13 protein-coding genes and 1 other RNA gene are annotated in these 14,091 nt (G+C 61.5%); 8 read left to right on the plus strand and 6 right to left on the minus strand.

All coding sequences use genetic code 11. The features are described 5' to 3' along the window. Window positions 1-130: 130 nt before the first annotated feature. The 3 genes from B9A97_RS00910 to B9A97_RS00920 all read left to right on the plus strand — a co-directional run bounded on the left by B9A97_RS00910 (window position 131) and on the right by B9A97_RS00920 (window position 1,389). Entirely contained in the window at window positions 131-514 is a 384-nt protein-coding gene (locus B9A97_RS00910) for a cell division protein ZapA (RefSeq protein ID WP_084363096.1), read from the plus strand. A 54-nt stretch (window positions 515-568) separates the two neighbouring features. After that, window positions 569-727: non-coding RNA, 6S RNA (ssrS, locus tag B9A97_RS00915), on the plus strand. A gap of 20 nt (window positions 728-747) precedes the next feature. After that, window positions 748-1,389 (plus strand): FMN-binding negative transcriptional regulator, encoded by a 642-nt coding sequence (locus B9A97_RS00920; protein ID WP_084363097.1) that lies wholly within the window; start codon window positions 748-750, stop codon window positions 1,387-1,389. Between the two features lie 114 nt (window positions 1,390-1,503). On the opposite strand, the gene B9A97_RS00925 is transcribed toward B9A97_RS00920, so the two are convergent. Together B9A97_RS00925 and B9A97_RS00930 are read right to left on the minus strand one after the other, a co-directional pair. Beyond that, window positions 1,504-2,748, minus strand: a complete 1,245-nt coding sequence (locus B9A97_RS00925; protein ID WP_084363469.1) for an SAM-dependent methyltransferase — start codon at window positions 2,746-2,748, stop codon at window positions 1,504-1,506. Window positions 2,749-2,899: 151 nt separating this feature from the next. Next, a complete protein-coding gene (locus B9A97_RS00930) occupies window positions 2,900-4,888 on the minus strand; it encodes a methyl-accepting chemotaxis protein (protein ID WP_244564074.1) in 1,989 nt (662 codons plus the stop codon). A 213-nt stretch (window positions 4,889-5,101) separates the two neighbouring features. Here B9A97_RS00930 and B9A97_RS00935 point away from each other — a divergent pair, with 213 nt between their 5' ends. The 3 genes from B9A97_RS00935 (at window position 5,102) to B9A97_RS00945 (ending at window position 7,463) form a co-directional block, all read left to right on the plus strand. After that, window positions 5,102-5,677, plus strand: a complete 576-nt coding sequence (locus tag B9A97_RS00935) for a 5-formyltetrahydrofolate cyclo-ligase (RefSeq protein ID WP_084363099.1) — start codon at window positions 5,102-5,104, stop codon at window positions 5,675-5,677. 14 nt (window positions 5,678-5,691) lie between these two features. Next, window positions 5,692-6,516 (plus strand): TIGR00282 family metallophosphoesterase, encoded by an 825-nt coding sequence (locus B9A97_RS00940; protein WP_084363100.1) that lies wholly within the window; start codon window positions 5,692-5,694, stop codon window positions 6,514-6,516. A 116-nt stretch (window positions 6,517-6,632) separates the two neighbouring features. Continuing rightward, window positions 6,633-7,463, plus strand: coding sequence for an MBL fold metallo-hydrolase (locus tag B9A97_RS00945; protein ID WP_084363101.1), 831 nt, complete (start codon window positions 6,633-6,635; stop codon window positions 7,461-7,463). A 53-nt stretch (window positions 7,464-7,516) separates the two neighbouring features. Here B9A97_RS00945 and B9A97_RS00950 read toward each other — a convergent pair whose 3' ends face one another. Further along, window positions 7,517-8,038, minus strand: coding sequence for a pyridoxamine 5'-phosphate oxidase family protein (locus tag B9A97_RS00950; RefSeq protein WP_084363102.1), 522 nt, complete (start codon window positions 8,036-8,038; stop codon window positions 7,517-7,519). A 193-nt stretch (window positions 8,039-8,231) separates the two neighbouring features. On the opposite strand from B9A97_RS00950, the gene B9A97_RS00955 reads away from it, so the two are divergent. Next, entirely contained in the window at window positions 8,232-8,978 is a 747-nt protein-coding gene (locus B9A97_RS00955; protein ID WP_084363103.1) for a YebC/PmpR family DNA-binding transcriptional regulator, read from the plus strand. Window positions 8,979-9,119: 141 nt separating this feature from the next. Here the strand turns inward: B9A97_RS00955 and rpmE are convergent, their stop codons facing one another. Further along, complete coding sequence (gene rpmE / locus B9A97_RS00960; protein ID WP_084363104.1) at window positions 9,120-9,341, minus strand: 50S ribosomal protein L31; 222 nt, start codon at window positions 9,339-9,341, stop codon at window positions 9,120-9,122. A gap of 197 nt (window positions 9,342-9,538) precedes the next feature. Between rpmE and B9A97_RS00965 the strand changes: the two genes are divergently transcribed. Then, complete coding sequence (locus tag B9A97_RS00965) at window positions 9,539-11,329, plus strand: ABC transporter transmembrane domain-containing protein (protein ID WP_244564100.1); 1,791 nt, start codon at window positions 9,539-9,541, stop codon at window positions 11,327-11,329. Window positions 11,330-11,341: 12 nt separating this feature from the next. On the opposite strand, the gene B9A97_RS00970 is transcribed toward B9A97_RS00965, so the two are convergent. Together B9A97_RS00970 and B9A97_RS00975 are read right to left on the minus strand one after the other, a co-directional pair. Beyond that, window positions 11,342-12,985, minus strand: coding sequence for an FAD-binding dehydrogenase (locus B9A97_RS00970; protein ID WP_084363106.1), 1,644 nt, complete (start codon window positions 12,983-12,985; stop codon window positions 11,342-11,344). Between the two features lie 73 nt (window positions 12,986-13,058). Continuing rightward, window positions 13,059-14,090 carry a peptidoglycan -binding protein gene (locus B9A97_RS00975; protein ID WP_084363107.1) on the minus strand — a complete coding sequence of 344 codons (1,032 nt, stop codon included), beginning with the start codon at window positions 14,088-14,090 and terminating at the stop codon, window positions 13,059-13,061. Window position 14,091 lies beyond the last annotated feature (1 nt).

A 14,091-nucleotide genomic window follows, 5' to 3' on the forward strand; every position in this document is an offset into this window, starting at 1 on the left:
CAGATCGCATGCTCCCGGCGCTCCCTCCAACAGCGCCAGCCTCGAGAAATACACTGCTGCTGCATAATTTCGCCGCATGGCGATGGCGTCTAGGGTAGAACGCGCAGTACACGAACATTCGGGATGGCCTATGGCTCAGGTTACGGTAACGATCGATGGCAAGGCCTACCGCATGGCCTGTGACGAGGGCCAGGAAGACCACCTGGTGGAACTCGCCACGCAATTCGATCGATATGTGAGCCACCTGAAACGTCAGTTCGGCGAGATCGGCGACCTTCGCATCACCGTGATGGCGGGCATCATGGTGATGGACGAAATGGCCGAGATGAACCGCCGCATCCAGGCGCTGGAGGCGGAGGTGGGCGAACTGCGCCAGGGCAGCCATGGCATTCTGGCAGCCGCCGCCCAGCAGGAAGACGCGGTGACGGATGCGCTGGGTGAACTGGCCGAGCGGCTGAACGCCATATCGCGCAAGCTGAACGGTCGCCCGGCGCCGGCCACGGCGGAAAACTAGCAAACAAACCGCCCGCCCACTGGCGCGGGGCACCAAAGCACCTTATATCTTAGATGCGGTCTGCGCCTCTCGACAGGAACCACAATCCCTGGGGCCATACTCGATCCAAAGGGAGCTGTCCCTGACCAGGCCCGTGGGCTTGGTCATATGGCGCCCACCTACGTTTGTAGGCACCCAGGATCGTAAATCTCCATCGGTTGCCGTGGATCGCACCTCTTTCCGGAACGTAGCCGATGTACCAGCCGCCGCATTTTCGCGAAACCCGCCTTGATGTGATGCAGGCGCTGATCCGGTCCCATCCCCTGGGCTTGCTGATATCGGCAGGCCATGGCGGGCTCCAGGCCAATCCCATCCCCTTCGAGATCGACGCGACCCGCGGGGAGATGGGTGTGCTGAAGGCCCATCTCTCCAAGGCCAATCCGCAATGGCGGGCGCTGGCCGAGGGCGCGGAGACCCTGGTCGTGTTCCAGGGCGCCCAGAGCTATATCACGCCCTCCTGGTACGAAACGAAGCGGGAGACCGGCAAGGTCGTGCCCACCTGGAATTACGCCATCGTGCAGGCGCGCGGCACCCCGCGTGTCATTGATGACGAGGCCTGGCTCCACACCCAAATTCGCGCCCTGACCGATCGGCACGAGGGCGAGCGATCGACGCCTTGGGCGGTCGACGACGCACCGGCTGACTTTCTCAAAGCCCAGGTCAAAGGCATTGTCGGCCTGGAGATCGAGATTTCGGCGATCGAAGGCAAGTGGAAGGTCAGTCAGAACCGCCCGGAGGCGGATCGGGCCGGCGTCGCCGAAGGGCTTGCCGGCGAAGCATCACCGTCGGCGGCGGACATGCGCGCCCTGGTTCGCGTCTATGGCGGGCTGGAATAGAGCATGTCGCGCAAAAGTGTGCCGCGGTTTTGCGATAACGACATGCTCAAAAAACAAAGGGCTAAAGCGTGGAAAGCGAATCTGAAAGATCGCGACACGCTTTAGGACAGCCTTTCAGATCGCCAGCCCAAGCTCCTTCTCCCGCTCGATATAGAGACGCTGCTTGTCGGTGGCGTAGTCGCGCACGATCGGCACCGCATCGCGCTTGCGCGACAGCTGCAGGTGGAACACCATCTGGCTGCCGGCACGGAAGGTTATCTCGCAGCTGATCAGGTAAAACTCCCACATCCGCGCAAACCGCTCGTCATACATGGCGACGACCTTGTCCCGATTGGCCTGAAAACGCCGCTCCCAATGGGCGAGCGTGGTGGCGTAATGCAGGCGCAGGACCTCGATATCCGTCACCCATAGACTGTTCTGCTCGGTGACGGCCAGCACCTCCGACAGCGCCGGCGAATAGCCGCCCGGGAAGATATATTTCCGGATCCAGGGGCTGGTCATGCCGGGCGGGCTCATATGCCCTATGGAATGGATGAGAGCCACGCCGTCATCGGGCATCAGCGCATTGAGCTGCTTGAAGAACTCGTCATAGTGCTGGACGCCGACATGTTCGAACATGCCGACCGAGACGATGCGGTCGAATTTTTCCGTAACGTCGCGGTAGTCCTTGAGCTCAAAGCGAACCCGATTGGAAAGACCGGCCTCCGCCGCGCGCTTGGTGGCCAGCGCATGCTGCTCGGTGGACAGCGTCACGCCAACCACCTCGACATTTTCCAGTTGCGCCAGATAGAGAGCCAGGTCGCCCCAGCCGCAGCCGATATCCAACACCTTCATGCCGGGCTTCAGGTCGAGCTTGGCGGCCAAGAGCCTCAGCTTGTTGCGCTGCGCCTGCTCCAGCGTCTCGTTTTCATCGCGGAAATAGGCGCAGGAATAAAGCATGTTGTCGTCGAGGAAGAGCCGGTAGAACTCATTGCCCAGATCGTAGTGGTGGGCGACGTTCTGTTTCGACTCGTCCTTCTTGTTGGACTGCAGCCGTTTGCGGAACTTCATCTTGATGGCGCGCAGCACCTTCTGGATCGGATATTTACCGAGGGACAGGCGGTTGACCGAGAAAAGCATCAGGAAGTCGCGCAGGTCAGAACCTTCCTCGAAGCGCATGGTGCCGTCCATATAGGCCTCGCCGGCGACGGTCTCGGCCTTGAAAACAAGCGAATTGTAGAGCTTGGGATCGGTGAGCCGCATGGTGACGACAGGGCCACCCGGCGCACCGCCGAACACATGCCGCTTGCCCTCGGCATCGATGACCGTCAACTGGCCCTTCTTGATGAAGGATTTCAGCATATGGGAAAGCAGAAACATGCGCACCTCGCCTCGGGGACCGATCATCTTGTGCGGCATGCTAGCGATATTTGCCTCGCTCTCAATCCCCTAAGCAGCCCTCCCGACAAAGCACGCAAAAAAGGCTGCCGGCAATCAAGCCAGGCAGCCTTTCGATTTGCGGGAGATCGGCTCAGAACTCTTCCCAGTTTTCGGCGGATTTCTGCGTGGCGGGCGCACCACCCGAAAATGCCTTGGCCAGGGAATTCACCATGCTGCGCGCAGGCGACGGCACCGGTTTAGAGGCCTTTGCCTCCGAGATCCGTGGCTTGGTGGCAGGGCTGCGCACGGGCGTCGGCTGATAGCTCTGGGCTGCGGAGCGCTGATGTGCGAAGCCCGTATCGTCCAGGCTGAACTGACTGATGAGGCCAGCGAGAGACGACGCGCTTTCGGCAAGCCGATGCGTGACGGCCGTCGTCTCTTCCACCATGGCGGCGTTCTTCTGGGTGAACTGGTCCATCCTGTTCACCGATCCATTGATCTCCTGCAGACCCGTGGACTGCTCCCGCGCGGAGGTCGCGATGGAGGCGATATGATCGGTGATGCGGGCGACCTGGTCGGAGATCGTGCCAAGCGCCTGGCCCGTGGCCTGCACGAGGCGCACGCCATCGGCAACCTCCTCGCCCGACTTGGTGATTAGCGCCTTGATATCCTTGGCCGCATTGGCCGACCGCTGGGCCAGTTCACGGACCTCCTGCGCGACGACCGCGAAGCCCTTGCCGGCCTCACCCGCGCGGGCAGCCTCGACGCCGGCATTCAGCGCCAAGAGGTTCGTCTGGAACGCGATCTCATCGATCACATTGATGATTTTGGAAATCTCGTTCGAGGCGCCTTCGATGCGCCCCATGGCGTCCACGGCGTCGGAGACGACCTTGCTGGAGGCCTCCGTGCTCTTGCGCGTCTTGCTGGCCATGTCGGATGCCTCATCGGCGCGGCTGGACGCACTGCGCACGATCGAGGTGATCTCTTCGAGCGCAGCGGAGGTTTCCTCCAGCGAGGCGGCCTGCTGCTCGGTGCGTTTCGACAGGTCGGATGCAGCAGAGCGCATCTCCGAAGCACTCGCCTCGACCGACATGGTTTCATTGCGGAGATGCGCCAGAGTCGAACTCAGTTTTTCTACGGAATTGTTGAAGTCGATCCGCAGCCTGTCCAGTCCATCGGCAAAGGGCCGGTCCAACCGGATCCGCAGATCGCCTTCGCTCAGGCGATGCAAGGCGTCGCCGAGAGTGTCGACAGCAAATTGCGTTTGCCGAGTCTCGTCCGCCTTCGCCGCTTCGCGCGCCTGCCGTTCCTGTTCGCTCAGGGACCGATTGGCGGCAGCGTCCCGCTCCATCTCGGCCTTCGCCAGGGCGTTTTCGCGGAAGATGTCGAGAGCACGGGCCAATGCGCCGACCTCGTTGCGAAGATCGCGATGCGGCACATCGATATCCAGGCGCCCCTCCGACAAGGAAGCCGCCACGCCGGTCAGCCGCGGCACCGGCCCCATGATCTTGCGGGCGACGAAGATCATCAATCCAACCGCGCCGACCATCACCACGGCAGCCGAAATGCCGATGGTCCAGGCCATCTGGGTGGCGATCACATTGATATCCGCAGTGCGGACACCGGCATAGACCATGCCGATCACGCTGCCGGCCGGCGAGAAGATCGGCTGGTAGATCGTGTAGTAAGGCGTTCCGAGAATGACCGCCTCGCCGCGATAGGTCTGGCCCTTGGTGACGACAGGATACACGGCACCGGTCTGGCCGAGCTGCGTTCCAACCGCGCGGTTGCCGTCAGGCTTGACGATATTGGTGGTGCGGCGCCAGAAATCCTTGTTCGAGTCATCCCAACCGAAGATGGTCGCGGTCTGGCCGGTCATCCGGCCGATGGAATCGATCATGGTATGGGACGTGAATTCCCGCGGCACCTCGTTCATCACGATGCGCTCGACATTCCCATCCTTGGCCCAGGTGATCGCGGTTCCCGGCACATCGCGCTCGATGATCGTGGCGGCGATCCGAAGGCTCGTGTTCTGATCCTCAAGCGCCTGGCTGGCAATCCGTTTTGAAATGCTGCCCGATATGGCCCACGCCACAACTGACAGGGCGATCAGTAGGATCACCGCCGTCGTTGCGGTCACGGTCCCCACCAGACCAAATCTTGAGAACAACTTCACCGTCCACTCCATTTGATGACTTATGTCAATTTAGATTAAACTCACGAAGTTAACGGGCCGTTGCAAGAAACCACCTTTCCCCAGCGTGCCAAAGCGCTTACGGGAGCTCTTTTTAGTTGTTGTTGCGGTTCCGATGCCTTTAAATGTCGCTCAAAGGTTAAAATGACGGCAGCAGTAATGAATTCGAAAAAAATGAAGGCGGACATCCGCAAGCAATGCCTGGCACGGCGAGATGCGATCCATGTCGAGCAGCGGCTGGAAAAGAGCCTGGCGATATCGACCTATGCGGGCCAGGCGCTGACCTTCTCGCCGGGAACGATCCTCTCCGGCTTTTTCCCAATTCGCTCCGAACCCGATATCCGACCGCTAATGTCTAATATGAAGGCCCACGGCGCGCGTCTTTGCCTGCCTGTCGTCATGGACAAGGAAACCATCGTTTTCCGGGAACTGGTTCTGGGCGCGGAACTGGTCAATACCGGCTTCGGTACGCGTGGCCCTGGACCGGATGCGACCGAACTCGACCCGGAAATCATGCTGGTTCCGCTCGCCGCCTTCGACGACAAGGGCAATCGCATCGGCTATGGTGCGGGCCATTATGACAGGGCAATCGCGCGTCTGCGTCGAAAGAGCCGTCCGCCGCGATTGATCGGCATTGCCTTTGACTGCCAGGAAGTGCCACAAGTGCCCTTCGAGCCCCATGACGTTGCCCTGGATGCCATCGTGACGGAGAGCGGCTTGCGGCAATTCAGGTAGCGACAGGACAAGGCATGCGACTGCTGTTTTTGGGTGACATGGTGGGCAAGACCGGACGGACGGCGGTTTGGGAAAAACTTCCCGGACTGATATCGGATCTGAAGCTCGACTTCGTCATCGTCAACGGCGAGAACGCGGCCGGCGGCTTCGGCATCACCGAGGATATCTATCTCGAAACCATCAATGCCGGCGCCGACGTGGTCACCACCGGCAACCATGTCTGGGACCAGAAGGAGGCTGTTTCCTTCTGCCAGCGCCACGAACAATTCCTCCGACCCGCCAATTATCCCGCCGGCACGCCCGGCCGCGGCTCGGGGCTCTACTATGCCCGCAACGGCGCCCGCGTGCTGGTGGCCAACATCATGGGCCGGGTCTTCATGCATCCGGAACTCGACGACCCCTTCAAGTCAGCAGAAGCGATCCTAGCCGCCTGCCCGCTGAAGGAACAGGCCGACGCCATCATCTTCGACTTCCATGCCGAGGCCACCAGCGAGAAACAGTGCTTCGGACATTTCGTCGATGGCCGCGCGAGCTTCGTCGTTGGTACCCATACCCATGTGCCGACCGCCGATGCCCAGATCCTCAATGGCGGAACTGCCTATATGTCGGACGCCGGCATGTGCGGCGACTATGATTCCTCGCTCGGCATGGAGAAGGAAGAGCCGCTCAACCGCTTCATTTCCAAGATGCCGAAGGGCCGCTTCGAGGCCGCCCATGGCCCCGCCACCATCTGCGGCGTCGGCGTCGAGATCTCCGATAGCACCGGGCTTGCCGAAAAGATCGCACCGCTCAGGCTCGGTCCACGGCTGGCGGAAACGATCCCCGATTTCTGGAGATAGGGCTTTTTTCTACCCGCTTGAGATAACGCAATTGTGAGTCCGGATTGCATCGCCGCGGGTGGAAGACCACGCCGTCCTGCGGCATGATCTCCCGGACTTGACGGTGCGGGAGCGGCATGATGCTGCAGAGACTAGCCTATGGTTTCCTGGGTTCAATGATCCTCGCTGGCCTTGCGCAGGCGCAGGAGGCCCGCCCGCCCGTCAGTCAATGCCAGCTCGTGGCTGAAGCGCTGCCATCGGTACAGTTTGCCCGATTGGACACCCCTGAGCTTCCGGTTCACAAAGCTGCGCTGGCGGAAGATGTGACCATCACCTTTCTCGGCCATTCGACCTTCCAGATAACCACCCCGAGCGGGGTCGAGATCGCGACGGATTATAATGGCTGGCTGCGATCGGCGCGGCTGCCTGACGTTGTGACCATGAACAAGGCGCATTCCAGCCACTATACCCTGACCCCTGATCCGGGCATCGCCAATGTTCTGCATGGTTGGAGCGATGTGCCGGGCGAAGGGGCCAAGCATAATATCCTCGTCGGCGATACCTATATCCGCAATGTGGTGAGCGATATCAGAAGCTGGGGCGGCGAGGTCGAGCCGAATGCCAATTCCATCTTCATCTTCGAGGTGGCAGGCCTCTGCATCGGCCATCTCGGCCATCTGCATTACGAGCTGAACGAAACGCAATATGCGGAAATCGGCCGGCTTGATGTGGTGATGGTGCCTGTCGATGGCGGGCTGACCATGGGTGCGCAGAGCATGAGCCAGGTCATCCAGCGCCTGCGCTCTGCGCTGATCCTGCCGATGCACCGCCGCGGACCGCCGGTCGATAGCTTCATCGCCATGTTTGACGAACGCTACGACTGGTCCATGTCGGAACATTCCAGCGTGACGGTATCGATGCGCAACCTGCCGAAGAAGCCGCTCATCCTGGTTCTAAAAGGTGTCTAGGGCGCCGAAGCAACAGCCACGACGCCCATGAAAAACTGACTGATGTTAGTCGATTACTGCTTAGCGAGTGTAGGCGTGAACGCCAGATGCTGATGAACGCCAACGTCAGGCATCTTTTCGTCGCTCATATTGGCCTTGGCGATTTCCCAGCCGAAGCGCAGGGAATTGCCCGTCGAAGCCCAGATCTCGCCATCGTCAACGCGCAGCGCAAGCATGGTCAGCGTCGGGTCCGACTTGCCGCCATGATACCATGCCGCAACGATCGAGCTCCAATATTCATCGATCTTGGCCGGGTCGCGGGTTTCCGTAATCGTGCCGCTCAGGCAGGCATGGTAATCGTGGTTCTTGCCGACGACGCAGAAATGCGCCCGGGAGCCAGGGCGGATGCGCTGAACCAGGTCAGCATCGGTCTTGGAGTAGAACCAGATGGTGTTCGTCTCACGGTCCACGAAGGGCGCCATCGGCTGCATATGCATGTGTTCGCCCTGAAGGCCAAGCATACCGGCATGGATTTCGTCGATCTCGTCCCAAAGCTGAATAACCGGGGTTTCGCGGGCTTCCGTCAGGCTGACCATCACCATCTCCTTATGTTCGTGTCGTCAGGAGCTTGGTGAACGACGGCCTCTGCGAATTGTTCCGCCAGCACCGGGAGCAGTCGCGGGGGTCAGTCCCGAAGCCATACCTGCAAAAGCTGCCCCTGCCCTTGAACCTCAGGCGCTTCGCACATATAAGGCTGCATTCCACAAAATAGACGTGATCAGGGGTGCCATGGCTGGCCATTCACAGTTCAAAAACATCATGCACCGCAAGGGCAAGCAGGACGGTATCCGTTCGAAGATGTTCTCCAAGCTTGCGCGCGAAATCACCGTCGCGGCGAAATCGGGCTTGCCCGACCCAACCATGAACGCCGCCCTTCGCCTGGCCGTGCAGAACGCCAAGGCGCAGTCGATGCCGAAAGACAATATCGACCGCGCGATCAAGAAGGCATCCGGTGCAGACGCCGAAAGCTATGATGCGATCCGCTATGAAGGCTACGGCCCCGGTGGCGTCGCGATCATTGTCGAGGCACTGACCGACAACCGTAACCGCACGGCGTCGAGCGTTCGCTCCACCTTCACCAAGGCCGGCGGCGCGTTGGGTGAAACCGGCTCGGTCTCCTTCTCCTTCGACCATGTCGGTGAAATCACCTACAAGGCCTCGGTCGGCGACGCCGACAAGGTGATGGAAGCGGCCATCGAAGCCGGCGCGGAAGACGTCGTCAGCGATTACGACGGCCACACCATCTATTGCAGCTTCGAAGACATGAACGAAGTTTCCAAGGCGCTGGAAGCGGTGCTCGGAGAAGCCGACTCGGTTAAAGCGATCTGGAAGCCGCAGAACACCGTTCCGGTGGACGAGGAAAAGGCTCAGTCGCTGATGAAGCTGATCGACACGCTGGAAGACGATGACGACGTGCAGAACGTCTACTCGAACTTCGAAGTGTCGGACGAGGTCATGGCCAAGCTGTCGGCGTAACCAGTCTGGCTCAACGATTGACAAGCCCGGTCGTGCCAAACGACCGGGTTTTTCTATGCCGGCAATCGAGCCGCACAGGTCATCCAAACGACAAAAAGCCCGGACAAGCCGGGCTTTCGAAGAACACAATCAAAAATTCGATTAGAGGCCGAGGCCGCCGAAGCGCTTGTTGAACTTCGACAGGCGACCGCCGCGGTCCATCAGCTGCTGGTTGCCGCCGGTCCATGCCGGATGCGACTTCGGGTCGATTTCGAGGTTCATGACAGCGCCTTCCGAACCCCAGGTCGAGCGGGTTTCATATTCGGTGCCGTCGGTCATGACCACCTTAATCAGGTGGTAGTCGGGATGAATCTTGTCCTTCATAGCGGTCTTCCTGCTTGGCCGGCGGGTCCATCTGTCGCAATTGCGTCAGCGGAGCGTATTGAAATAAATGAAGCCGCAAACCAGTCCGGCTACGGCTTCCCAATTCGATGCCGTGCCTATACATGAAGGGCGCGAAGATAACAAGTGCCTTGGCAGGAACCGCTGGTGCAGCGGTGGAGAATGCAATCGTGACCGAAATCCCCGATCAACAGGCCCGCAAGACCCGCTCGCTCAGGCCGCTTTCAGGCCTTCTTCCCTATCTCGCCCGGTACAAGGGCATGGCGGCAGCGGCCCTGTTTTTCCTGTCGCTTGCCGCTGCGACGACGCTTGCCTTGCCCTTAGCCGTCCGTCGCATGCTCGATCACGGCTTCAACGCCGCCGACAGCGGTTTCATCAACAACTATTTCGCGATGATGATCATCATGGCGGTGGTGTTGGCGCTCGCCAGCGCCTTTCGCTATTACTTCGTCATCACCATCGGCGAGCGCATCGTCGCCGATGTCAGGCGCGACGTTTTCGCCCATGTTACCCGGCTCTCGCCGGACTTTTTCGACGTCAACCAATCCGGCGAAATCGTCTCCCGGCTGACGGCCGATACCACGCAGATCAAATCCGCGGTCGGCGCGACAGCCTCGCTGGCACTGCGCAACACGATCCTCTGTCTCGGCGCGATGGCCATGATGATCTATACCAGCCCGCGGCTTTCGGTGCTGGTGCTGGCAGCCATCCCGGTCATCGTCTTTCCCCTGGTGGCCTTTGGCCGCTCGGTGCGCAAGCGCTCCCGCGAGGCCCAGGACAAGCTGGCCGCCGCTTCGGCCTATGCCGGCGAAACCATCGCCGCCGTCCGCACCGTCCAGGCCTTCAATGGCGAACAGGCGGCAACGGACCGCTACGCATCCGCCGTCGAATTTGCCTATGATGCCGCCCGCGCGGCCGTGCGGACACGGGCCGTCCTCACCGGCGTCGCCATCACGCTCATCTTCGGCAGCATCGTCGCGATCCTGTGGTATGGCGCGCAGGGCGTCCTGTCAGGCACGTTGAGTGCCGGAACACTCGGACAGTTCCTCATTTATTCGGTGATCGCAGCCGGCTCGATGGGCTCGCTGAGCGAAGTCTGGAGCGAATTGTCCCAGGCCGGCGGCGCAGCGGAACGCCTGACGGAACTGCTGCAGCAGGATCCAACCATCAAGGCGCCAACCTCGCCGCAAAGCCTGCCGAAGCCTGCCCGGGGTCGGGTCGAATTCAACGACCTGCGATTCGCATACCCTTCCCATATCTCGCGCGTGGCGCTGAACGGCCTGACATTCACGGTGGAACCCGGCGAAACCGTTGCCATCGTCGGCCCATCAGGGGCTGGCAAAAGCACGGTCTTCGCCCTGCTGCTTCGCTACTACGACCCGACCTCCGGCAGCATCAACCTGGATGGCCTCGACATCCGCACGGTATCGCCGCACGACCTGCGCAGCCGGCTGGCAATCGTCCCGCAGGACGTCACCATCTTCGCCGCCTCCATTCACGACAACATCGCCTTCGGAACGCCGGGTGCGACCCGCGAACAGGTTCGCGCCGCAGCCCAGGCCGCCCAGGCCGACGAGTTCATCGCGCGGCTGGAGCATGGCTACGACACTGACGTCGGCGAGCGCGGGGTGACGCTGTCAGGCGGCCAGCGCCAGCGCATCGCCATTGCCCGTGCCATCCTGCGCGATGCCCCGGTGCTGTTGCTCGACGAGGCGACCTCCGCGCTGGATGCCGAAAGCGAAACGCTGGTGCAGAAGGCGCTCGACGGCCTGATGCAGAACCGCACCACGATCGTGATCGCCCACCGCCTGGCCACAGTGCTGAAGGCAGATCGAATCCTTGTCATGGATGAGGGTCGAATCGCCGAGATGGGTACGCATCAAAGCCTCATCCAGCAGGATGGGCTCTATGCCAAGCTCGCGCGCCTGCAGTTTGAAAGCGGCGCAAGGGATTTCCTGGCGGTCAAGTAAGACCCGTCAGGCTCAGCCGCCGACCGAGCGGCCCGCAACGCGCCCGGAGAACAGGCAGCCGCCCAGAAACGTGCCTTCCAGCGCGTTGTAGCCATGCATGCCGCCACCGCCGAAGCCGGCCGCCTCCCCGGCAGCGTAAAGGCCTGATACCGGTTGGCCCTCCGCATCCAGCACCCGGCCGGAGAGGTCGGTGTGGATGCCACCAAGGGTCTTGCGGGTCAGGATATGCAGCCTCACCCCGATCAGCGGTCCCGCGGCAGGATCCAGAAGGCGATGCGGTTTGGCGGTGCGCATCAGCTTGTCGCCGAGATAGCCGCGCGCGCCGCGGATGGCCGTCACCTGCGCGTCCTTGCTGAACTTGTTGTCGATCTCCCGGTCCCTCGCCTCGATCTGACGGCGCAGATGATGCAGGCTGAGCCGATGCTCGCCGCTGATCTCGTTCATGCCCTGGACCAGGTCTTCCAGCGTATCCCGGACGACGAAGTCCTCGCCCTTGTCCATGAAGGCCTGGACCGGGCCGGGCGGGTTCTTGCCGAGCCGCTTGAGCAGAAGCGGAATGTCCTTGTTGGTCAGGTCGGGATTCTGCTCAGACCCCGACAGTGCAAATTCCTTCTTGATGATGGCCTTGTTGAGGATGAACCAGCTATAATCATGGCCGCGCGAGCAGATCGCCTTCAAGGTCGCCAGGGTGTCGAAACCCGGCATGGCAGGCGCCTCGAAGCGGTTGCCATCGGCATCGCACCAGAAGGAGGAAGGCCCCGGCAGGATGCGGATGCCATGGCCGGGCCAGATCGGATCCCAGTTCTTCAGGCCTTCGGTATAGTGCCACATACGGTCTTCATTGATGAGGCTTCCGCCCGCCAATCGCGTGACCTCCAGCATGCGCCCATCGACATGCTGCGGCACGCCGTAAACCATGGTCTTTGGCGGCGCGCCCAGGCGCTGCACCGGCCACTGCTTGCGCACCAGATCGTGGTTGCCGCCAATGCCGCCGGAGGCGACGATGGTCGCGGCGGAACGGATGGCGAAGCTGCCGACAGCCTCGCGGGAACTCGCCTGCCCGCGGGCGACCGAATCGGCTTTGAGCACCGTGCCCTCCGCGCCGGTCACGACACCATTGGTAACGACAAGACGATCGACCTGATGGCGAAACAGCAGGGTAAGCTTGCCGTCCTGCTCCAACTGTCGCGCCTTGGCGACAAACGGCGCGAGGACACCGGGTCCCGTGCCCCAGGTGACATGAAAGCGCGGCACCGAATTTCCATGGCCATGGGCGAGGCTCCCTCCCCGCTCCGCCCAGCCGACAACCGGAAACCAGCGCATACCCATGGCATGCAGCCAGCGGCGCTTCTCGCCACCGGCAAAATCGAGATAGCTTTCGGCCCATTGGCGCGGCCAGTGGTCCTCGGGGCGATCAAAGGCAGCAGAACCCAGCCAGTCCTGCCGCGCCAGGTCCATGCTGTCGCGAATGCCAAGGCGGCGCTGCTCCGGACTATCGATGAAAAACAATCCGCCCAGCGACCAGAAGGCCTGGCCGCCGAAATTCTGCTCTCCCTCCTGGTCGAGAATACAGACTTTCAGGCCGCGAGCGGCAGCCTCCGTCGCGGCAACCAGACCGGCAAGGCCCGCGCCGATCACCATCACGTCGTAGTCCATGCACCCACCTCCCGGACAATCTCCTTGGGGGTGAACTTACGCGCACGTAAACGTCAGTGCAATATCAGGGATGTTAGCGCTCGGTCAGTTTCAGCTCGATGCGACGGTTTTGTGATCGGGCTTCTGGGGTGTCCCCTTCGGCGATCGGCTGGAACTCGCCAAAGCCTGCAGCGACAAGCCGATCGGCAGGCACGCCCTTGGAAATCAGGAACTTGACGACCGAAATCGCGCGGGCCGACGACAATTCCCAGTTATCCGCGTAGCGGCCGGCACCGGACAACGCCACGTTGTCGGTGTGACCATCGACGCGCAGGACCCAGTTGATCTCGGCGGGAATTTCCTTGGCAAGATCGAGGATGGCATTTGCGAGCTTTTCCATCTCCACCTGCCCCGCCGGGTTCAACTCGTTACCCCCTGAGGGAAACAGCACTTCGGACTGGAAGACGAAGCGGTCACCGACAATGCGGATATTCTCCCGATCCGACAGGATTTCGCGCAGGCGCCCGAAGAAGTCAGAGCGGTAGCGATTGAGTTCCTGGACACGCTGGGCCAGGGCGACATTAAGACGCCGCCCGAGATCGGCAATCTTGGTCTGCGAGGCCTGGTCCTTGGCCTCGGATACCTGCAGCGCTTCTTCCACCGCCGCGATCTGCGCACGAAGAGCGGCGATCTGCTGGTTCAGAAGGTCGATCTGGCTCATCGCCCGGGTGCTGACCTGCATTTCATTGTCCAGACGAGCCGTCAGTTCGCCGATGCGCGCGGTTGCCGCCGCGGATGTGCCGGTGCCGGCGGCCAGCAATTGCTGCAGCCGAGAGCGCTCGGTTTCCGACGACGCAAGCGACGACTGCAAGGTCGCCAGCGTATCCTCCAGATCCTGCTTGCCGCTTTTCTCCAGCGCCAGGAGCTGGGTGAGTTCGGCAATCTGGCTGTTCAACCGGTTCAGAACCTCGTCCTTGCCGGAAATTTCCCGGCTTAGGATGAACTGCGCCAGCACGAAGACCGTGAGCAGGAACATGATGGCAAGCAGCAGCGTCGACAATGCGTCGACGAAACCGGGCCAGTAATCGATGTGGCGCTGAGCGCGACGATTTCGCCCGAGAGCCATG

The organism is Rhizobium sp. RU36D (genome assembly GCF_900176345.1).
In the GTDB taxonomy this organism is placed as follows: domain Bacteria; phylum Pseudomonadota; class Alphaproteobacteria; order Rhizobiales; family Rhizobiaceae; genus Allorhizobium.